The following is a 19,121-nucleotide window of genomic DNA, read 5'->3' as shown; positions in this document are numbered from 1 at the left end:
GCACATATGTCGCTACCAGCGCAAATGCCGGAATCGGGCATATGTCGCGCTGCGGCGATGGTCGCGTCAGCATCATTCACTTTGCGCGCTGTCCTAGACCAGACGGAATTCCGGTGCCATAGGTCACTTGCCGTCTTGCCGGCGCCCGTTCCACCGCACACCAGGAACGCCAGCCGGGCTTGGATGATCTGGGCGACCAGTTCGGCAGCGCCGGGCGCGATGGTGCCTGCAGCTATCAGCGCCGCGAGGTCCTGGGTGGCCGGCCGCAGTACCCGTAACGACAGGCACGTGCCGCCGGTGGCAACAGGCGGCAGGACAGCGTGCAGGCGCACCGCGAATCCGCCGGCACCGATTCCGGTCAGCTGTCCGTCGACCCATGGCTGAGCATCGTCGAGCCGGCGCCCGGCAGCCAGCGCCAGCCGCTGGGCCAATCGCCGCACCGCAGCCTCATCGACAAATCGAATATGGCTGCGCCGCAGACCATTTCCGGCGTCAATCCAAACCTTATGCGGTGCCGTCACCAGCACGTCGGTAGTGCCTTCCGCGCAGAGCAGCGGCTCGAGGATGCCGGCTCCGGTCAGTTCGGTCTGCAATAGCCGGAGATTGGCCAGCACCTCGGTGTCGCCCAGAATCCCGCCGGATTCGGCGCGAATCGCCGCGGCCACCACCTTCGGCCGCAACGGGCCCGACTCGGTCGCCAAGCGCTCCCGAACGCGCTCGATCAACGATTCGCTCATGCCGCCCTGCCGCGGAGGGACCCACGCCTGCTCGGCAGCACCTCGAGCACGGACCGGGCAGCCGCACCCAGCGCGGACCGCCGCCCCAACCGCAGTGCGCCGTGCTCGAGTCGTTCCGCGAGCCCCGGTTCGGCACGCGCCGAGGCCAACAGTGGCACGCCCGCGATGTCGGCAATCTCAGTCGCGCGCAGGCCGCCGGGGGCCGGGCCACGCACCACCAGCCCGAGATTCGGATTGATCGCCCCCAGCACCGGTGCGAGCGTCGCGGCCGCCGCACACGCCCGCACGTCGCAGCGGCTGACCAGCGTCACCAGGTCGGCATTGTCCAGCGCCACGTGCACCGCCTCAGTCAGCCGCCGCGGCAGGTCGCACACCACGGTGACCCCGCCGCGGCGGCCGGCGTCGACGATCGCGGCCACTGGGCCGGCGTCCAGCTCGTAGCCGCGGCGGGTGCCCGAGAGCACACTGATGCCGCGGTGTCGCGGCAGCGCCTCGCGCATCGCCGGCCAACTCAGCCGTCCACCCTGCAGAGCCAGATCGGGCCAGCGCACCCCGGGACTCGACTCGCCTCCCATCAGCAGATCGATGCCACCACCCCACGGGTCGAGGTCGAGCAACAGCGCCTCGCCGGCGGCGTGCGCCAAGGCCGCAGCCAGCAGCGAGGCGCCGGCGCCGCCACAACCGCCGATGACTGCCACGACCTCGCCACGGCGCCGGTCTTCTCGCGCCGACTCCGCAGCCGAGGCGAGTTCGCCGACCAGATCATGAGCCTGCTCGGGCATCCGCAATACCCGCTCGGCACCCACGGCCACCGCCGCGGACCAGGCCTGCACGCCGGCTTCGGCGCCGGTGACGACCGTGACGTGCGGTCGGCGCGGCAGCGCGGCCCGAGCACACTGTTGGGCTGCCGCCCCGTCGAGCACCACCGCCGCGGCCGCAGACCAAGTCCTGGTGCCGGCCGGAGTTCGGGCGCCGGCATGCACCACCCGCACTCCGACGGCCGCGGCGACGCGGTCGACTTCTTCGCGCAGCACCGGGTCCGCCAGCATCGCCAGTACTCCGGAACCGGTCGGCTCGGAGCGGGGGCCCCCGGAAGAATGCTCGGTCACGTGTCCACCGTGCGGGCCGGACGGTGGTGCACACCAGTGCCAGAGCGCGATCTGTGGATTGAGAGCGGTCTGTGCACAAACCCGTTCGCCGGACGATGGTCGGGCCGACAGCAGCACCGTCCCGCAACGCATGAACGAGCGGGCGCCGGGCGAAGCCGAGAAGAATTTTTACCCCGGAAAAGGGACGACCCCCGCCAGGGGGGGAGGAGGCGGAGGTCGTCGTGTATCAGCCCCGGGGGGTCGGGCTGATACACCCTCGGCTCAAGGCCGAGTAATGCTTACTATACACATGCCAGCCGGGAGTGACGCAAGTACTCAATGCAAGGAAGGCGGGGCTTGAGCCGGGTAAATGCGGTGGGCGTAAACACAACAGGGGTACCCGGACGCCGAAATCGGGGCCGACGTCGCAGCGACACGGGACCGCCGACCTATGCTGGGTTGGTGACCGCCCCGGACTCGGCCGCGCCGCAGCAAACCTCGGTGCAAACATCGGAGACAATCGCTCCGAGCGCCCGCACGGCCGCCTTCTTCGACTTGGACAAGACGATCATCGCGAAGTCGAGCACCCTGGCGTTCAGCAAACCCTTCTTCGCGCAGGGCCTGCTCAACCGGCGAGCGGTGCTGAAGTCGAGTTACGCCCAGTTCATCTTCCTGCTCTCGGGCGCCGATCATGACCAGATGGACCGGATGCGCATACACCTGGCCAATATGTGCATCGGCTGGGACGTGGCGCAGGTTAAATCGATCGTCAACGAGACCCTGCACGACATCGTGACACCGCTGGTGTTCGCGGAAGCGGCGGACCTCATCGCCGCCCACAAACTGTGCGGGCGCGATGTCGTGGTGGTCTCCGCTTCGGGTGAGGAGATCGTCGGGCCGATCGCCCGCGCGTTGGGCGCAACCCATGCCATGGCGACCCGGATGGTGGTCGAGGACGGCAAGTACACCGGGGATATCGCCTTCTATTGCTACGGCGAGGGCAAGGTGCAGGCGATCCGCGAGTTGGCCGCGCGCGAGGGCTATCCATTGGAGCACTGCTACGCGTATTCCGACTCGATCACCGACCTGCCGATGCTCGAAGCCGTCGGCCATCCATCCGTCGTCAACCCCGATCGCGGACTACGCAGGGAAGCCCTGGAACGCGGTTGGCCGGTGTTGTCCTTCTCCAGGCCCGTGTCGCTGCGCGACCGGATTCCGGCGCCGTCCGGTGCGGCTATCGCGACAACGGCTGCGGTGGGTGTCACCGCGGCGGCTGCGGGCGCGGTCACCTATGCGCTGTTGCGCCGCTTCGCCTTCTAGTGGCACTTCTCGTGGCACTTCTAGCGGCACTTCTAGTGGCAAAAGCCTACGCCAGCAAATAGTTAGTCGGCGCAAATAAGTTCCGACACATAAATCTTGACGCGTCTAGCCCTTGCTGTGCCTGGGGTCTAGTAGTACAAAGGAGACACGGCAGCCTGGTGAGGCCAAGGTCGATCCGGAAGAGAAGGTTCGATCTCCCGACCCGGGCACCCAGCACGGTTCCCGGCACCCACGCGGAGTCATAGCCGCGATAATGGCAGAAGTGTTGCGGGCCTGCGTAATTGCGAAGAACGGACCGCCCCGACGGCCCTTTGGGTGGGGTTGCAGCGAGAAGTGTCGCAAACGCGCCGAGGCCACCCACGCAGCCTACGAATGCACGCTTGGTAACCGAGAGCCGTGTTGGCGGGCGGCGACTCGAATAATTCGGGTCGTCGCCCGCTTTGCATTTCCGGCATGATCTTCTCAGCGACCCGCCAGCTACCGTCGAGGCACCGACTCAGCAATGGTCAACGCCTCCTGCGCGCCGGCTCTCATCGCACGGCAACACAGCACCAGCCAGGCCGCGACACCGTCCGGAGTGCCTTCGGCGAACTTGACCGCGGCGTCCCGGTATGCCGCGGGCTGACGCATCCAGATCACCTCGGGCACGCCGAGGCCGTGCGGGTCCAGGCCGGTGGCGATGGTGACCAACCGCGACACGCCGCGCGCGACCACACCATCGGCGCTTGCGAACGGCTTCAGCGTCAACAACTCGCCGTGCGCCACCGCGGCAACCACCGGCGCCGAAGCCTGGGTCGGACGGCTGACCAGCCCGGCCAGCAACTCGAGCCGCGGTGCGACGTCAGCGTCTGCGCGCGGCCGGCCCAGCTGTTCATCGGCGACGAGATCGGCGGCCGCGAGCACGTGCAGCCGGGCCAGCGCCTGCAACGGTGCCTTCTGCCACACCCCCACGAGGGCGTTCCCGCCGCCTTCGAGGGCCTGCGCCACCCGCAATGCGCCACCGAACACCGGGTCACTCACGCCGGCGGCGTCGGCGATGTCATCCAGACGTACCGGACCACCGTCGAGTACCGAGGATGCCCGCGCCGCCCGCAACGAGGCCTCCGCCGCCGTCACCGGCCAACCACGCAGGTTGGCCCGGTGCCGGTGGGCCCGGCCCAGCGCCTCGCGTGCCCGGTCGCTCGCCTCGGCAACACCGGGTAGGTCCATCAGCGGAGCCAGCGGGTCAGTCACAGGTTGCCAACCTATCGGGACCTGGCTGAGGTCCCGGGGATGGCCTCCAGTAGTTGCCGCGTGTAGTCGTGGACGGGCGCGGCGAAAACCGCCTCGGTGGCTGCGTGCTCCACCACCCGGCCGGCCCGCATCACCATGACGTCATCAGAAATCTGCCGAACCACCGCCAGATCGTGGCTGATGAACAGGTAGGTCAACCCGAGCTGGGCCTGTAATTCGCCCAGCAGGTCCAGGATCTGTGCCTGCACAAGCACATCCAGCGCCGAGACCGCCTCGTCGCACACCAGGACATCGGGACGCAGCGCCAGGGCCCGCGCGATTGCAACCCGCTGCCGCTGGCCACCGGAAAGCTCGCGGGGCAGCCGGTCCAGCAGCGACGACGGCAACGCCACCTGCTCCACCAGCTCACGCACCATCTGTGCACGCCGGCGGCGGTCACCTATCCGATGGATGCGCAACGGCTCCTCGATGGCGCGGAACACCGGGTACATCGGATCCAGACTGCTGTACGGGTTCTGGAAGACCGGCTGGATCCGGCGACGGAAGGCGAGCGCCCTGTGCACCGACCTGACGTCCATTCCGTCGAAGACGACGCTGCCCGAGGTGGGTTGCATCAGCCCCAGCACCATCCGTGCCAGCGTGGACTTGCCCGAGCCGGACTCCCCAACGACCGCCAGCGTGCTCCCGCGCCGCACCCGCAACGACACCTTGTCGACAGCAAGGAATCCCGTCCGTTGCCACGGTAGGCCGCGGGTCTCCCGAAACACCTTCGTCAGCTCCGACACCACCAGGATGTCGTTTTGTGCACCCGCCGGCCCTGCCACCGGTGGGCCGACCCGGGCGCAACGTTTGTCGCGTGCCGTCAGCGCCGGCGCGGCGGCCACCAGCCGCTGCGTGTACTCGTGCTTCGGTTGGCGCAGAATCGATTGTGCGGCACCGGCTTCCACCACATTTCCGCGATAAATCACCACCACCAGCTCGGCCCGCTCGGCGGCCAGGGCCAGGTCGTGGGTGATCAGCAGCAATGCGGTACCCAGTTCGCCGGTGAGTCGCTGCAGGTGGTCAAGGACCTGCCGCTGCACGGTAACGTCCAGCGCCGAGGTGGGCTCGTCAGCGATCAACAGCCGGGGCCGGCCCGCCAGACCGATGGCGATCAGCGCGCGCTGACACATTCCGCCGGAGAGTTGGTGTGGGTACCGCCCGGCCTGCTTGACCGGATCCGGCATGCCTGCCTCGGCCAGCAGCTGCACCGCGCGTCGGCGCGCATCGCGCCCATCGGTGTTGACCCGCAACGCCTCCCGCACCTGGAAACCGACCGTCCACACCGGATTCAGGTTGGTCATCGGATCCTGCGGCACGTAACCGATCTCGCGCCCTCGGATGGACCGCATCAGTCGTCGGTCGGCGCGGGTGATATCGCGACCGTCAAACGTGATGCGGCCAGCGGTGATTCGTCCGCCAGGCGACAGCAGCCCCAGGATCGCGGCCGCGGTGGTGGATTTCCCGGACCCGGATTCGCCGACAACGGCCACGGTCTGGCCGCGACGGACACTCAGATCGACCCCGCGCACCACAGGCTCGTGATCACCGAACCTCACTTCCAGGCCGTCGACCGACAGCAGGGGCGGCTCGTTCATGCCCGCCACGCTCGAGAGGCCGGATCCAGGCCATCGCGCAACGCGTCACCCAACATCATGAAGGCCAGCACTGTGATCGCCAGCGCCCCAGCGGGATAGAACAGAATGGGTGATCCCGCGCGCAGCCGCATCTGGGCCACGTTGATGTCCCCGCCCCAGGAGACCACGGACGTCGGCAACCCCACGCCGAGGTAGGACAGAGTGGCCTCGGTGACGATGAAGACACCGAGTGCGATGGTGGACACAGCGATCACCGGGCCGATCGCGTTGGGTACCACGTGCCGCAGCAGGGTGCGAAAACTGCTCAGGCCCAGTGCTCGTGCAGCCAGGACGTAGTCACTGCCCCGGACCTCGAGCACCGAGCTGCGCGCGATCCGCGCCACTTGCGGCCACCCGAACAACGCCAGTATGACGACCACCGTCCATACCGTCCGGTGGTGCATCACCTGCATCAGCACTATCGCCGCCAGCAGCAACGGCAGCGCGAAGAAGACGTCGGTGACCCGCGAAACGATCGCGTCAACCCAGCCCCCGTAGAAGCCGGCCAGCGCACCCAGTGCACCGCCGATCACGAACACGGCCAGCGTCGCTCCCACCCCCACGGTGACCGACGCCCGGGCGCCATACACGGTGCGCGCATAAATGTCGTGCCCCTGCAGGTCGGTACCGAACCAGTGCGACGCCGACGGAGGTAGCAGGCTCTGGGCCGGGTCAGCGTAGCCGGGGTCGACGCCGGTGAACCAGGCCGGAAACGCGGCGACCAAGAGTATCAATAGGATCAGTGCGGTGGCGATGACGAACTTGGGGCGCCTATACATAACGGATCCGCGGGTCCAGCGCCGCATACATCAGGTCCACCAACAGATTGCTGATGAGATAGATCAACACCAGCACCGTCACGATCGACACGACCGTGGGCGCCTCCTGGCGGGTGACCGCCTGGTACAGCACGCCGCCGACGCCGTGAATGTTGAAGATGCCCTCGGTGACGATCGCTCCGCCCATCAGCGCCCCGAGGTCGGCGCCGAGAAAAGTGACCACCGGGATCAACGAATTGCGCAGAATGTGTACTGTCACCACCCGCGGTCGTGACAGTCCCTTGGCGGTGGCGGTCCGCACGTAATCGGCGTGCGCGTTGACGGCGACCGCGGACCGCGTCAACCGCACCACATACGCGAACGACACCAGGCCCAACACGATTCCGGGAAGCAACAACCGGCCGACGCTGGCCCGTCCGCCCACGGTGACCGGAGCCCAGCCCAACCGGACGCCGAACACGAACTGCGCCAGAAAACCCAGCACGAAAATCGGGATCGCGACGATGACCAGCCCGCTGACCAGCACCGTGGCGTCGAAGATGCCGCCCTGGCGGAGTCCCGCGACGACCCCGAAGCCGATGCCGAGCAGTCCCTCCACCAGCAGCGCGATCAGCGCCAGCCGGATCGTCACCGGAAACGCGTGGGCCAGAACAGCACTCACCGGCAGGCCGGAGTAGGCGCGGCCCAGGTCGCCGTGCACCAGTCCGCCGACGTACCGCAGGTACTGGACCAGGAACGGATCATCCAGATGGTAGCGGGCGCGCAGTTGTGCGGCGACTTCCGGGCTCAGCGGCCGGTCGCCGGCGATCGCGGCCACCGGGTCGCCGGGCAGCAGGAACACCATTGCGTAGATCAACAGCGTGGCGCCCAGGAAGACCGGGATCATGACGGCGATGCGGCGCAGTACGTACCAGCCCATCTCAGCCCTTCACGATGTTTTCGTAGTCGGGTAGCCCGTTCCAGGTGGGCTTGACGTTGCTGACCTGGCCCGACCATCCGATGACACTGATGTAGTACCACAGCGGCACGGCGGGCATGTCGTGCAACAGGATTCGTTGCGCCACGTTGGCCAGTATGTCGGCCTGGTGCAGATCCGGCGCGGCCTCCGCGGCAGCTAATGCGGCGTCGAATTCGGGGCTGGAGTATCCGACGTCGTTGGATCCCGCGCCGGTGGCGTAAAGCGGCGCGAGGAACTCGATCATCGACGGATAGTCACCGATCCAGCCGGCGCGAAACGCGGAGTCGATGGTGCGGTTGGTGATCTGGGTTCGGAACCCGGCGAAGGTCGGCTGCGGTGCGCCGACCGCGTCGATGCCCAGCGTGTTCTTGATGCTGTTGGCCACCGCGTCCACCCACTCCTGATGGCCGCTGTCGGCGTTGTAGGCGATGGCGTATCTGCCGCTCCACGGCGAGATCGCGTTGGCCTGCGCCCACAATTGGCGGGCACGTTCAGGATTGAAGTCCAACGCTTCGTTGCCCGGGATGTGCGGGTCGAAGCCGGGCAACGAACTGGCGGTGAAATCGCGTGCGGGACTGCGTGTTCCATTGAAGATCTGTTGACAGATCTGAGCGCGGTTGATGGCCGCCGAAATGGCCAGCCGCCGTAACCTGCCCTCTTCGCCGCCGAAATGCGGCAGCCGCAGCGGTGTATCGAGCGACTGGCTGACGGCCACCGGGCCCCGCACGGCATTACCGCCGAGGTCACGTTGGTAAACGGTCAGCGCACTGGACGGAATCGTGTCCAGCACATCGAGATTGCCCGAGAGCAGGTCGGCATAGGCGGTGTCCAGATTGCCGTAGAACTCGAACCGCAGGCCCTTGTTGCGGGGCCTACGGTTGCCGTGGTAGTCCGGGTTGGCTGCCAGGTCGATCTTGACGTTGTGTTCCCATGCCGGTTCGTCGGGACGGTCGTCCAACTTGTAGGGACCATTGCCTATCGGGTGGCGACCGAATGCAGCCATATCGCGAAATGCCCAGGACGGCAACGGATAGAACGCGTTGTGCCCCAGGCTCAACATGAAGTCGATGGTTGGTGCCCGCAAGCGCACCGTGAATTCGAGGTCACTCACTATCCGCAGCCCGGACATGGTGGTCGGCTTGCCGTCGCCCGTAGCACCCGACAAACCGTCGAAACCCGCTATCGGGCTGAAGAACTGCTGCTGCAGTTGAGCATTGGCGCCCGAAGCGCCGTAGTTCCAGGCGTCGACGAACGAGTGGGCCGTCACCGGAGAGCCGTCGCTGAACTTCCAGTCCGGTTTGAGAACGATCCGGTAGTTGATGTTGTCGACGCTCTCGATCGATTGCGCGACTTCCGGCGAGGGCCGGCCGGCTGCGTCGTATGACACCAGACCGGCGAACAGCCGATCGACGATGCGGCCACCGTTGCTGTCGTTGGTGCCGGTCGGGATCAGCGGGTTGGGCGGCTCGCCACCGTTGACCACCACCACGTCGGGCGTCAGCATGCCGCCACCGCACCCGGCCAGGCAGGCAGTCACCAGCAAGGCAGCCAGCACCGCCCGCAGCATCCGACCCACACCAGCGACCCTAGAGCGTGCCGCTGCTATATAGACGGCACCGGTTCGATGATCACTTCGGTGACGGGGTGCACCTGCAGCTGGCAGCCCTCGATCGCCGCGGTCACGGTGACGGCGCCGATCCCGCCGGGCGGCGTGACGCGTAGCTCGGTGTAGTTGGGACAGGGATCGCCGCCGGCGTTGACGGACATGCCTTCGACGATCGATTCCGCCCGCTGCGACGGCGACACCGTGACGGTCGGCGACACTTCCACGTCGCCGGGCAACCCGCCCATGTATCCGCGCGGAGTCGGCTGGGCGGTGACCAGAGGTCCGCCGCTGCCGGTTTCCACCACCGGGTAGCCGGTCAGCGTGCATGGTGCGGCGCCCTGCGCTGTTGCGAAGATCAGCGTCACCGCGCGGTGACCCACTGCCGCCTCAGGCCCGGCGGCAGTCACCACCACCTGCCCCGACGCGCACGGCGCCAGGTCGGTCGGCGCCGCCCACGCAGCCGGGGCGGAGAAGCTTGCTGCAGTGGCCAGAACGGCCACCAAACGAAGTGCGGATGCCATGCAATGCATTGTCCGGCAGATGGACTCACGGCGACGAATCGAAGCCCATCAGTGTCCGCGCCGCCGCGGAGTTACGCTCACACGCGTGACCGCCACCGAAGCAGAGCAGCCTGGTTCCTACCCCCCTCCGACGCAGTTCGCCGAACAGGCCAACGCCCGGGCGGAGCTGTACGAGCAGGCCGAGGAAGACCCGCTGGCGTTCTGGGCCGCGCAAGCCGACCGGCTGTCATGGGCGACGCCGTATACCGAGGTGCTGGACTGGTCGGACGCGCCGTTCGCCAAGTGGTTCGTCGGCGGCAAACTCAACGTCGCTTACAACTGCGTGGACCGGCACGTGGAGGCCGGCAACGGTGACCGCGTCGCGATCCATTGGGAAGGTGAACCGCGGGACCACCGCCGCACCTTGACCTACGCCCAGTTGCAGCAGGAGGTGGGCAAGGCCGCCAACGCGCTGACCGACCTCGGCCTGGTCGCCGGCGACCGGGTCGCCATCTACTTGCCGCTCATTCCTGAGGCGGTGATCGCGATGCTGGCCTGCGCGCGGTTGGGCGTCATGCACAGCGTGGTGTTCGGCGGCTTCACCGCGCACGCCTTGCGGACCCGGATCGCAGACGCCGACGCCAAACTGCTGATCACCGCCGACGGGCAGTTCCGCCGCGGCAAGCCGGCGCCGCTGAAGGAAGCCGCCGACGAGGCGGTGGCGGTCGATGACAGTCCCGTCGAAAAAGTTCTGGTGGTGCGGCGCACGGGAATCGACGTCCCCTGGAACGACGACCGGGACCTGTGGTGGCACGACGTCGTGGGTAAGGCCTCGCCCGAGCACACCCCTGAGGCGTTCGACGCCGAGCAGCCCCTGTTCCTGCTCTATACCTCGGGAACCACCGGCAAGCCCAAGGGCATCGTGCACAGCAGCGGTGGCTACCTGACGCAGTGCGCGTACACGATGCACGCCGTCTTCGACGTCAAACCCGAGACCGACGTGTTCTGGTGCACGGCCGACATCGGCTGGGTCACCGGCCACACCTACAGCGTGTACGGCCCGCTGTCCAACGGCGTCACCGTGGTGCTCTACGAGGGGACGCCCAACACCCCCAGCGAGCACCGGCACTTCGAGATCATCGAAAAGTATGGCGTCACAATCTATTACACGGCGCCAACACTGATCCGGACCTTTATGAAGTGGGGCCGTGACATCCCGGACGCACACGATCTGTCAAGCATCCGGCTGCTCGGTTCGGTCGGGGAGATCATCAACCCCGAGGCGTGGCGATGGTACCGCGACGTGATCGGCGGGGGCCGGGTGCCGGTCGTGGACACCTGGTGGCAGACCGAGACCGGCTCGGCGATGATCTCGCCGCTGCCGGGTGTCAGCGAGGTAAAGCCCGGTTCGGCGATGACCCCGCTGCCCGGCATTTCAGCCAAGATCGTCGACGACCACGGCGAACCGCTTGCTCCGCCGGACGACCAGAAGGAGAAGGCCGCAACGCACGTCACCGGCTACCTGGTGCTGGACCAACCATGGCCGTCGATGCTGCGCGGCATCTGGGGTGACCCGGAGCGGTACCGCAAGACGTACTGGTCCAAGTTCGCCGACAAGGGTTACTACTTCGCCGGCGACGGCGCCCGTTTCGACCCCGATGGCGCCATCTGGGTACTGGGCCGGATCGACGACGTGATGAATGTTTCCGGGCACCGCATCTCCACCGCCGAGGTGGAATCAGCACTCGTCGGGCATCCCGGGGTGGCAGAGGCCGCGGTTGTCGGAGTCACCGACGACACCACCGGTCAGGCGATCTGCGCCTTCGTGGTGCTGCGCGGCAACTACGAGGTGAGCGAAGGCACCGTCGAGGAGTTGCGCGCGGAGGTTTCCCACGAGATCTCACCCATCGCCAAACCACGCGAAGTCCACATCGTGCCCGAACTGCCGAAGACCCGCAGTGGCAAGATCATGCGCCGGCTGTTGCGCGACGTCGCAGAGAACCGCGACCTAGGCGACACCTCAACGCTGTTGGACCCCAACGTCTTCGACGCGATCCGCGAGGCGAAGCAAACCTAGCCGATCGGGACGAATCCCGATCCGGGCCGGTTCTTGGCGACGATGTCGTCAAGGTCGGTGTTGATCGACATCACCACCGCGGGTGTGTGTAACGGAATGTATTTGGTGACGCAACTGGGCAGGCTGTCGCTGAAGGCGCCATGGATCATCCCGACCAGGAGATTGTCGACGGTCACCGGGGCCCCAGAGTCACCGGGCCCGCCGCAGACCTGCATAAGGATGCTGCCCGGATCCTGACCCGGACCCCAGGTGACGCCGCAGGAGTTGCCGGTGGTACGGCCCTGCTTGCACGCCACCTGACCGAAGACGGGTTCGGGGCCGATGCCGTTGATGGCAAACCCGTTGAAGTTGTTCACCGGGTTCACCTTGGCCGGGTCGAACTTGATCACCGCGTAGTCCAGGCCGTCGTTCCCGGCGACCATGGTGCCGACCGGACCGCGATTCTCGGCGCCTTCGGCTGCGACCGGTGCACCCGGACCACCGCAATGCGCCGAGGTGAACCCGATCAGGTCGCCGAACTTGTCGTGGCCGATCGCGGTCAGCGTGCACAGCGTGCCCGTGTTGACGACGATGCCCGCGCCACCACCCAGCGGGACCTTGTCGTCAGCGGACGCGGCGCTCGCCGGCAGGAACAGAAGGCCCAGGAGAACGGCCACGACGGCCTCGGCAGAAGCCGATTTCAAAGCGGATTTCAGGCCGCGTGGCGCCTTCCGCAAAGTGATACCCCGTTCGGTTGTCAAGCGGTGGAATGAGAGATTTCAGACCAGTGGGCCAGTGTAGAGGATCAATCGCACAGGTCCGTCGCATTTTCGAAGGCCTTCGGCTGGCCTCGGCCGGCATCGTCTTGTCCTGGGGCCGCATGGCAACATAAACCGCGACGACGCGCACTACGCGGCCCACAGGGACACCGACCAGCGCGAAACGGAGAGGACCGTCTGTGAGCAAACCTGATCGCAAGAACGGTGTGCCCAGCACGCTGACCACGATTCCGCTGACCGACCCGCACGCCAGGGCCGGCGAGCCGTCGGTCGGCGATCTGATCAAAGACGCGACGACGCAGATGTCGACCCTGGTGCGCGCCGAGGTCGAACTAGCCCGCGCGGAGATCACCCGCGACGTCAAGAAAGGACTGACCGGCAGCGTCTTCTTCATTTCCGCGCTGGTGGTGCTGTTCTACTCGACGTTCTTCTTCTTTTTCTTTCTCGCCGAGTTGCTGGACTCCTGGCTGTGGCGCTGGGCGGCGTTCCTGATCGTCTTCGCGATCATGGTCGTGGTCACCGGCGCGCTCGCGTTGTTGGGCTTCTTGAAGGTCCGCAGGATCCGCGGACCTCAGAAGACCATCGAATCCGTCAAGGAAGCGCGCACGGCATTCGCCCCCGGCCACGACAAGGCAACGGCGGGCCCCAAGCAGCTTCCCGAGCATCGCGGCAGACACGAGAAGCCTGAGGACAACGCTCCCGCCGATCCCTCGGGCTGGTAGATGCCGGTTCCCGCTCCGTCGATAGTCCGCATCGACGGGCCCTGGCGCCATCTGGATGTACACGCCAACGGCATCCGGTTCCACGTCGTCGAAGCGAACGCCGACAACCCCGGTGCCGCCGCCGGTCGGCCGCTGGTGATGCTGCTGCACGGATTCGCGTCGTTCTGGTGGTCATGGCGGCACCAGCTGCGCGCTCTGACCGGCGCCCGAGTGGTCGCGGTCGACCTACGCGGCTATGGCGGCAGCGACAAGCCGCCCCGCGGTTACGACGGCTGGACGCTGGCCGGCGATACAGCGGGACTCATTCGTGCGCTCGGGCATTCGTCGGCGACGCTGATCGGCCACGCCGACGGTGGGCTGGCCTGCTGGGGTACCGCGCTGCTGCACTCACGGCTGGTGCGCGGCGTCGCGCTGGTCAGCTCCCCGCATCCGGCGGCGCTGCGGCGATCCGCCCTCACGCAGCGGGACCAGAGCCGTGCGCTGTTGCCGACACTGCTGCGATACCAGGCGCCACTGCTGCCGGAGCGGCTACTGACCAGACACGACGGCGCCGAGATCGAGCGACTGGTCCGCAGCCGCAGCGGACCCAAATGGATTGCCTCCGAAGACTTTTCACAGACCGTCAAGTACCTGCGGCAAGCCATACAGATCCCGGGGGCCGCACACTGCGCCCTCGAATATCAGCGGTGGGCGGTCCGCAGCCAGCTGCGCGGCGAGGGTCACCGGTTCATCAAGTCCACCGTCGCGCAGCTGGGTGTGCCGCTGCTGCATATCCGTGGCGATGCCGATCCCTACGTCCTGGCCGCCCCGGTCGAACGTACCCAGCGCTACGCACCGCATGGCCGCTATGTATCCGTTGCCGGCGCGGGACACTTCAGCCACGAAGAGGCGCCACAGGAGATCAACCGCCACTTGACGCGTTTTCTGGCCAGAGTGCACCAGGTCAGCTGACGCACGCTCCGGTGCTCACCTGTGTGGTTGCCCCGATTTTGGAGAGCTGACCGGCCACCTCCTCGGCCGTCAGCACGAAGCCGGTGTCCGCGTCGTCCACGGCCGCGCCGAACACCACGCCGAGGACACGCCCGTCGAGGTTGATCAGCGGGCCACCGGAGTCGCCCTGCTCCACGTTGGCCCGGATGGTGTACACGTCACGGGTGACCTGCTGCGGGCTGCGGTAGATGTCGGGTCCGCTGAGTTTGATCACCTCCCGGATCCGGGCGGGGGTGGCGGTGAAGTTACCGCCGCCGGGGTAGCCCAGCACCACGACGTCGGTCCCGGTTTTCGCGGGGGTGTCGTCGAACACCAGCGGCGCTGACGGTAATCCCGGGGCCGCCAGAATGGCGATGTCCACCTGCGGGTCGTAGGACACCACGGTGGCGTCGAAGTTCTTGCCGTTGGCCTGCAGCGAGACGTTGCTGGAGCCGGCGACCACGTGCGCATTGGTCATCACCCGCTCCGGCGAGATCACGAATCCGGTGCCTTCCAGCACTTTCTGACAGCTGGGTGCCAGGCTGCGCACCTTGACCACGCTCGGCGCCGCGGCCGCCACCACCGGATTGTTGGCCAGCGCCGGGTCAGGCGAGGCGACCGGTATCACGGGGGTGCGGCTGAACGGTTCCAACACCGCGGGCAGGCCGGAGTTATTGAGCAACCCGGAAAGCCGCTGGCGAAGCGGCTGCTTCAACCACTCAGGGGCCACCTCGTTGACCTCAGCGAGCACCCGGGAGCCGCGCACCGCGGCGGCCAGCTCCGGCTGGTCCTTTGACTGGGTCAGCGGGGTCGCCAGGAGATAGGCCGCGGCCAGCACGACCTGAAGCTGGACCGCCACGCCGATCACCGAGTCGATGGTGCGCAAAGGCCGGTTGCGGATCGCACCCCGCACCGCCCGTCCCAACACCACGCCGGCGACTTCGCCGACCACCACCAGCGCCAGGATCAGGAACAGCGCCGCGAACAGCTTGGCCCGCGGAGCGGCGATATGGCTGACGATGTGCGGCGCCAGCAGCACCCCGGCCAACGCGCCCAGCACCACCCCGGCGAATGAGAACACCGATCCCAGGGCGCCGGATCGCCAGCCTGAGATGGCGGCGATGAACGCGACCGACAGGACGGCGATGTCCAGCCATTGCGACGGGGTCATCGAGTTCATCGCAACCCACCCCCTGACCCGTCCGAATCGCCGACCAGCACCATCGCGTCATCCAGCTCGCGGATGTCGTCGGTGTCCCAGGGCTGCGACCAGCCCGCGACATCGAGCACCGCAGAGATCACCTGGCCGGTGAAGCCCCACACGAGCATTTGATTCAGCAGAAACGCCGGTCCGGCCCAGCGACGCCCGAGGGTGCCGCGGTAAACCATCAGCCGGTTGGCCGGGTTGATGAAGGCGCGCACCGGGACCCGGGCAACGATTGCGGTTTCGGCGTCGTTGACGACCGTGACGGGGCCCGGATCGGGTGAGTAGGCCAGCACCGGCACGACGTGGAAGCGCGACGGTGCGATGAAGGTGCGTTCCATGGTCGCCAGCGGACGCAGTCGGCCAACGTCGATGCCGGTCTCCTCGCGCGCCTCACGCAGGGCGGTGGCGACGGGACCGTCGTCGCCGGGGTCCGATGCACCGCCGGGAAAGGCGGCCTGGCCGGCGTGGTGGCGCAAGGTCGAGGCCCGCACCGTCAGCAGCAGGTCTGCGTCGTCGGGGACACCTCCGTCGGCGGTTCCCGATTCGGGTCCCGAGAACAGCACCAGCACGGCCGCATCGCGCCCACCTCGACTGAGCGCCTTCGCCGCCGTCACCATCGCCACCACGTCCGCCGGCAGCCGGCGGCGGTATGCGTCGGGAATCTGGTCGACGTTGTCGATCAGCGGTCGCAACCACCTCGGACCGGCTTCAGGAGTCAGGGCGACCGTCCCCCGCCCGCGCGCGGCACCCGCTGCAGTCACCGACACCTCACCTGAATCGCTCACCCCCGCCTCACTCCCCGACCGCGGCCGCAATCTCGTCGGCGCTGTCGAAGGCCCGCGGCAGGGTCTGCGCAACGCTACCGTCCGCCCGCACCACCACGGTCGCGGGCATCACGTTTGCCACCCGCAGCGCCGCCGCCACCCGACGGCGACCGTCCTGCAGTGTCGGTAGCCGGACACCCAGTTCGGCCAACCGCAGCAGGGCGGCGGCCTCGTTCTCGTCCTGATGCACCGTAACCACCATCACGTCGGACCCGACTCGACGTTGATACTCGGCCATGGCCGGCAATTCGGCAGCGCAGGGCGCGCACCAGTACGCCCACAAGTTGATCACCACCCGCCGTCCGGCCAGCGCCGCGGCCACGTCGACCGCTGCGCCGTCGGCCGCGCATTCCACTATGACCCCACGCAGGGCCGGCACGGCGGGCTCGGACCTCGGGGGCGGACAGGGCGCCAGCTCGGCCCGCCGCCGCGGCCCGGCCAGTGCCTCAACGGTGTCGGCATCCCGGTGTTCCCGCCCGCTGGGGACCTGCCTGGTCGCCGGCGTCGTGGCGGTGTCGCGCAACTGCGCGACCAGCGCCACCACCAGTGCCGCGACCATCACCAGAACGGCGATGGTCCAGCGTGCAGTGCCGGAGAGCCCCTTCATGCCAAGCGCGACTACAGCCCGGCCAGGGCCAACAGGTGGTCGGTTTCGGGGCCTTGGACCAGCGGGGCGGCCAACAGCGGGTCGGTGGGTCCCAGGCCGTAGGACGGGCAGTCCTTGGCCAAGACGCACACACCGCACGCCGGTTTACGGGCATGGCACACCCGCCGGCCGTGAAAGATCACCCGGTGGCTCAGCAATGTCCATTCCTTGCGCTCGATGAGTTCGCCGACCGCGTGCTCCACCTTGACCGGGTCTTGCTCGGCGGTCCACCGCCAGCGGCGGACCAACCGGCCGAAGTGGGTGTCGACGGTGATGCCTGGAATGTTGAATGCGTTGCCCAGGATGACGTTTGCGGTCTTGCGCCCGACCCCGGGCAGCGTCACCAGCTCCTCCATGGTGTCAGGCACCTCGCCGTCGAAACGCTCCACCAGAGCCTGACCGAGCCCGATCAGTGAGGTCGCTTTGTTTCGGTAGAAGCCGGTGGGCCGGATCAGGGCTTCCAGCTCCTCGCGGTCGGCCCGGGCGTAATCGAGGGCCGTACGGTATTTCGCGAACAGCGCCGGCGTCGTGAGATTCACCCTCTTATCGGTGCTCTGCGCCGAAAGAATGGTCGCCACGGCCAGTTCCAGCGGCGACGTGAAGTCCAGCTCGCAGTAGACGTGGGGAAAGGCCTGGGCCAGGGCCCGATTCATTCTGCGCGCCCGTCGTACCAATCCGGTGCGGGTCTCGTCGGCGAAGCGTTTGGCGACCGCTTTGTTCCCGGGAGGGGTGGGTGTGGCCGCTGACACCTACGACAGAGTACTGATTTCGTGATCTGGCTGAGATATTGGCCATGTTTACTCATTTTGTGTTGTGGTTGCTGGTGGCCTGCATACCCGGGTTGCTGATGCTGGCGGCGCTCGGGCTCGGGCGACTGGAGAGGACGCTCGCCCACGACACCGTCACGGCCACCGATGTCGCCGAATTTCTCGACCACGCTGAGGCCGTCGACGTCCGCACACTAGCGCGTGAGGGAATGCCGGAGGCGCTAGAGCTCTTGCACCGACGGCAGGCCCTGGGGCTGCACGCAGCTCCGCAACCCCCGGCGTTGACCGGTCGCCATCACGCCGAGACTTTCTTTGCCGCCGACGTCGTCGGCCGAATCGAATTAGGCCTGCCCACCCGCATCGGGGCCAGCTGGGGCGGCCGGTATGTGACCGATACGCAGTTTACGGTGACTCGACACGTTAATCGTGTTTAGCGTTGGCAGGCCGCACCGTTTGGCCTACCTTAGACTCGTGTCGGCCGTCACAGGTTGGCCAGCCCGTATCTACTTCGTGAGTAACTGAAGAGGCAAGAAGAGGCAACGTGGACGAGATCCTGGCAAGGGCCGGAATCTTCCAAGGGGTTGAGCCCAGCGCAGTCGCCGCACTGACCAAGCAGTTGCAGCCCGTCGACTTCCCCCGTGGACACACCGTTTTCGCTGAAGGTGAACCGGGTGACCGGCTTTACATCATAATCGCGGGCAAGGTGAAGATCGGTCGTCGCTCGCCCGATGGGCGGGAGAACCTGCTCACGATCATGGGCCCGTCGGACATGTTCGGCGAGCTGTCGATCTTCGACCCGGGACCGCGAACTTCGAGCGCGACGACAATCACGGAGGTGCGCGCGGTGTCGATGGACCGCGACGCGCTGCGGGCCTGGATCGCCGACCGGCCGGAAATCGCCGAACAGCTGCTCCGGGTATTGGCCCGCCGGCTGCGTCGCACCAACAACAACCTTGCCGACCTGATCTTCACCGACGTGCCCGGCCGGGTGGCCAAGCAGCTCCTGCAGCTCGCGCAGCGTTTCGGTACCCAGGAAGGCGGCGCGATGCGGGTCACCCACGACCTCACCCAGGAAGAGATCGCCCAGCTGGTGGGCGCGTCTCGGGAGACGGTCAATAAGGCGCTGGCCGATTTCGCGCACCGCGGCTGGATTCGGCTGGAGGGCAAGAGTGTGCTCATCTCCGACAGCGAGCGGCTGGCCCGCCGAGCGCGCTAAGCACGGGCACACCACCCCGCCGAGCAGACACAAAATCG

At 67.3% G+C, this 19,121-nt stretch carries 18 protein-coding genes and 1 pseudogene; 6 read left to right on the top strand and 13 right to left on the bottom strand.

Annotated elements, in window-relative coordinates:
- Positions 1 to 131: 131 nt before the first annotated feature.
- Positions 132 to 737 (bottom strand): annotated as a pseudogene (locus ACX9NE_RS10370) (ATPase, T2SS/T4P/T4SS family); the annotation flags it as partial.
- The gene (ssd, locus tag ACX9NE_RS10365; RefSeq protein WP_459361625.1) at positions 734 to 1,786 is read right to left on the bottom strand and encodes a septum site-determining protein Ssd; all 1,053 of its coding nucleotides are present in this window, start codon (positions 1,784 to 1,786) and stop codon (positions 734 to 736) included. The pseudogene ACX9NE_RS10370 and the gene ssd, both read right to left, overlap by 4 nt.
- 501 nt (positions 1,787 to 2,287) lie before the next feature.
- Between ssd and ACX9NE_RS10360 the strand changes: the two genes are divergently transcribed.
- Entirely contained in the window at positions 2,288 to 3,145 is an 858-nt protein-coding gene (locus ACX9NE_RS10360) for an HAD-IB family hydrolase (protein ID WP_459361576.1), read from the top strand.
- Positions 3,146 to 3,622: 477 nt separating this feature from the next.
- Here the strand turns inward: ACX9NE_RS10360 and ACX9NE_RS10355 are convergent, their stop codons facing one another.
- Genes ACX9NE_RS10355 through ACX9NE_RS10330 form a run of 6 tightly spaced genes read right to left on the bottom strand, consistent with a single transcriptional unit; the run spans position 3,623 to position 9,918 of the window.
- Positions 3,623 to 4,354: an oxidoreductase gene (locus ACX9NE_RS10355; RefSeq protein ID WP_459361624.1), complete on the bottom strand. Its 732-nt coding sequence runs from the start codon at positions 4,352 to 4,354 to the stop codon at positions 3,623 to 3,625.
- 35 nt (positions 4,355 to 4,389) lie between these two features.
- Positions 4,390 to 6,015: a dipeptide ABC transporter ATP-binding protein gene (locus ACX9NE_RS10350; RefSeq protein WP_459361575.1), complete on the bottom strand. Its 1,626-nt coding sequence runs from the start codon at positions 6,013 to 6,015 to the stop codon at positions 4,390 to 4,392.
- A complete protein-coding gene (locus tag ACX9NE_RS10345; RefSeq protein WP_459361574.1) occupies positions 6,012 to 6,860 on the bottom strand; it encodes an ABC transporter permease in 849 nt (282 codons plus the stop codon). The genes ACX9NE_RS10350 and ACX9NE_RS10345 overlap by 4 nt, the downstream gene beginning before the upstream one ends.
- Positions 6,826 to 7,752 carry an ABC transporter permease gene (locus tag ACX9NE_RS10340; protein WP_459361573.1) on the bottom strand — a complete coding sequence of 309 codons (927 nt, stop codon included), beginning with the start codon at positions 7,750 to 7,752 and terminating at the stop codon, positions 6,826 to 6,828. The genes ACX9NE_RS10345 and ACX9NE_RS10340 overlap by 35 nt, the downstream gene beginning before the upstream one ends.
- Position 7,753: 1 nt before the next feature.
- A complete protein-coding gene (locus ACX9NE_RS10335) occupies positions 7,754 to 9,358 on the bottom strand; it encodes a peptide ABC transporter substrate-binding protein (protein ID WP_459361623.1) in 1,605 nt (534 codons plus the stop codon).
- 35 nt (positions 9,359 to 9,393) lie between these two features.
- Positions 9,394 to 9,918 (bottom strand): DUF4232 domain-containing protein, encoded by a 525-nt coding sequence (locus tag ACX9NE_RS10330; protein WP_459361572.1) that lies wholly within the window; start codon positions 9,916 to 9,918, stop codon positions 9,394 to 9,396.
- An 85-nt stretch (positions 9,919 to 10,003) separates the two neighbouring features.
- Between ACX9NE_RS10330 and acs the strand changes: the two genes are divergently transcribed.
- Positions 10,004 to 11,974: an acetate--CoA ligase gene (gene acs / locus ACX9NE_RS10325; protein ID WP_459361571.1), complete on the top strand. Its 1,971-nt coding sequence runs from the start codon at positions 10,004 to 10,006 to the stop codon at positions 11,972 to 11,974.
- Here acs and ACX9NE_RS10320 read toward each other — a convergent pair.
- Entirely contained in the window at positions 11,971 to 12,657 is a 687-nt protein-coding gene (locus ACX9NE_RS10320) for a S1 family peptidase (RefSeq protein WP_459361622.1), read from the bottom strand. The two genes, acs and ACX9NE_RS10320, sit on opposite strands and share 4 nt — an antisense overlap.
- Before the next feature lie 254 nt (positions 12,658 to 12,911).
- Here ACX9NE_RS10320 and ACX9NE_RS10315 point away from each other — a divergent pair, with 254 nt between their 5' ends.
- Positions 12,912 to 13,454, top strand: coding sequence for a phage holin family protein (locus ACX9NE_RS10315; protein WP_459361570.1), 543 nt, complete (start codon positions 12,912 to 12,914; stop codon positions 13,452 to 13,454).
- On the top strand, positions 13,455 to 14,405 hold the full coding sequence (locus tag ACX9NE_RS10310; protein WP_459361569.1) for an alpha/beta fold hydrolase: 951 nt from the start codon (positions 13,455 to 13,457) through the stop codon (positions 14,403 to 14,405).
- Here the strand turns inward: ACX9NE_RS10310 and marP are convergent.
- From marP to nth, 4 genes are read right to left on the bottom strand one after another with little or no spacing between them, the layout of a single operon-like run.
- Entirely contained in the window at positions 14,398 to 15,594 is a 1,197-nt protein-coding gene (marP, locus tag ACX9NE_RS10305) for an acid resistance serine protease MarP (RefSeq protein WP_459361621.1), read from the bottom strand. The two genes, ACX9NE_RS10310 and marP, sit on opposite strands and share 8 nt — an antisense overlap.
- A gap of 5 nt (positions 15,595 to 15,599) precedes the next feature.
- A complete protein-coding gene (locus tag ACX9NE_RS10300) occupies positions 15,600 to 16,415 on the bottom strand; it encodes an NUDIX hydrolase (RefSeq protein WP_459361568.1) in 816 nt (271 codons plus the stop codon).
- Positions 16,416 to 16,422: 7 nt separating this feature from the next.
- Positions 16,423 to 17,061: a TlpA family protein disulfide reductase gene (locus ACX9NE_RS10295; protein WP_459361567.1), complete on the bottom strand. Its 639-nt coding sequence runs from the start codon at positions 17,059 to 17,061 to the stop codon at positions 16,423 to 16,425.
- 11 nt (positions 17,062 to 17,072) lie between these two features.
- Positions 17,073 to 17,753, bottom strand: coding sequence for an endonuclease III (gene nth / locus ACX9NE_RS10290; protein ID WP_459361620.1), 681 nt, complete (start codon positions 17,751 to 17,753; stop codon positions 17,073 to 17,075).
- Between the two features lie 140 nt (positions 17,754 to 17,893).
- On the opposite strand from nth, the gene ACX9NE_RS10285 reads away from it, so the two are divergent.
- A complete protein-coding gene (locus tag ACX9NE_RS10285) occupies positions 17,894 to 18,301 on the top strand; it encodes a hypothetical protein (protein ID WP_459361566.1) in 408 nt (135 codons plus the stop codon).
- A gap of 107 nt (positions 18,302 to 18,408) precedes the next feature.
- Entirely contained in the window at positions 18,409 to 19,083 is a 675-nt protein-coding gene (crp, locus tag ACX9NE_RS10280; RefSeq protein ID WP_085200145.1) for a cAMP-activated global transcriptional regulator CRP, read from the top strand.
- The last annotated feature ends 38 nt before the right edge of the window (positions 19,084 to 19,121 follow it).

The organism is Mycobacterium sp. ML4 (assembly GCF_054515735.1).
The sequence above is the reverse complement of the archived record's forward strand: the minus strand, read 5'-3'. Positions and strand labels throughout refer to the sequence as shown.

Bases quoted from the DNA above. Each gene is read 5' to 3' on its own strand.
- ssd (WP_459361625.1), bottom strand. From the start codon at position 1,786: ATGCTGGCGGACCCGGTGCTGCGCGAAGAAGTCGACCGCGTCGCCGCG.
- ACX9NE_RS10355 (WP_459361624.1), bottom strand. From the start codon at position 4,354: ATGGACCTACCCGGTGTTGCCGAGGCGAGCGACCGGGCACGCGAGGCG.
- ACX9NE_RS10350 (WP_459361575.1), bottom strand. From the start codon at position 6,015: ATGAACGAGCCGCCCCTGCTGTCGGTCGACGGCCTGGAAGTGAGGTTC.
- ACX9NE_RS10345 (WP_459361574.1), bottom strand. From the start codon at position 6,860: ATGCGGCGCTGGACCCGCGGATCCGTTATGTATAGGCGCCCCAAGTTC.
- ACX9NE_RS10340 (WP_459361573.1), bottom strand. From the start codon at position 7,752: ATGGGCTGGTACGTACTGCGCCGCATCGCCGTCATGATCCCGGTCTTC.
- ACX9NE_RS10335 (WP_459361623.1), bottom strand. From the start codon at position 9,358: ATGCTGCGGGCGGTGCTGGCTGCCTTGCTGGTGACTGCCTGCCTGGCC.
- ACX9NE_RS10330 (WP_459361572.1), bottom strand. From the start codon at position 9,918: ATGGCATCCGCACTTCGTTTGGTGGCCGTTCTGGCCACTGCAGCAAGC.
- ACX9NE_RS10310 (WP_459361569.1), top strand. From the start codon at position 13,455: ATGCCGGTTCCCGCTCCGTCGATAGTCCGCATCGACGGGCCCTGGCGC.
- marP (WP_459361621.1), bottom strand. From the start codon at position 15,594: ATGACCCCGTCGCAATGGCTGGACATCGCCGTCCTGTCGGTCGCGTTC.
- ACX9NE_RS10295 (WP_459361567.1), bottom strand. From the start codon at position 17,061: ATGAAGGGGCTCTCCGGCACTGCACGCTGGACCATCGCCGTTCTGGTG.
- nth (WP_459361620.1), bottom strand. From the start codon at position 17,753: ATGAATCGGGCCCTGGCCCAGGCCTTTCCCCACGTCTACTGCGAGCTG.
- ACX9NE_RS10285 (WP_459361566.1), top strand. From the start codon at position 17,894: ATGTTTACTCATTTTGTGTTGTGGTTGCTGGTGGCCTGCATACCCGGG.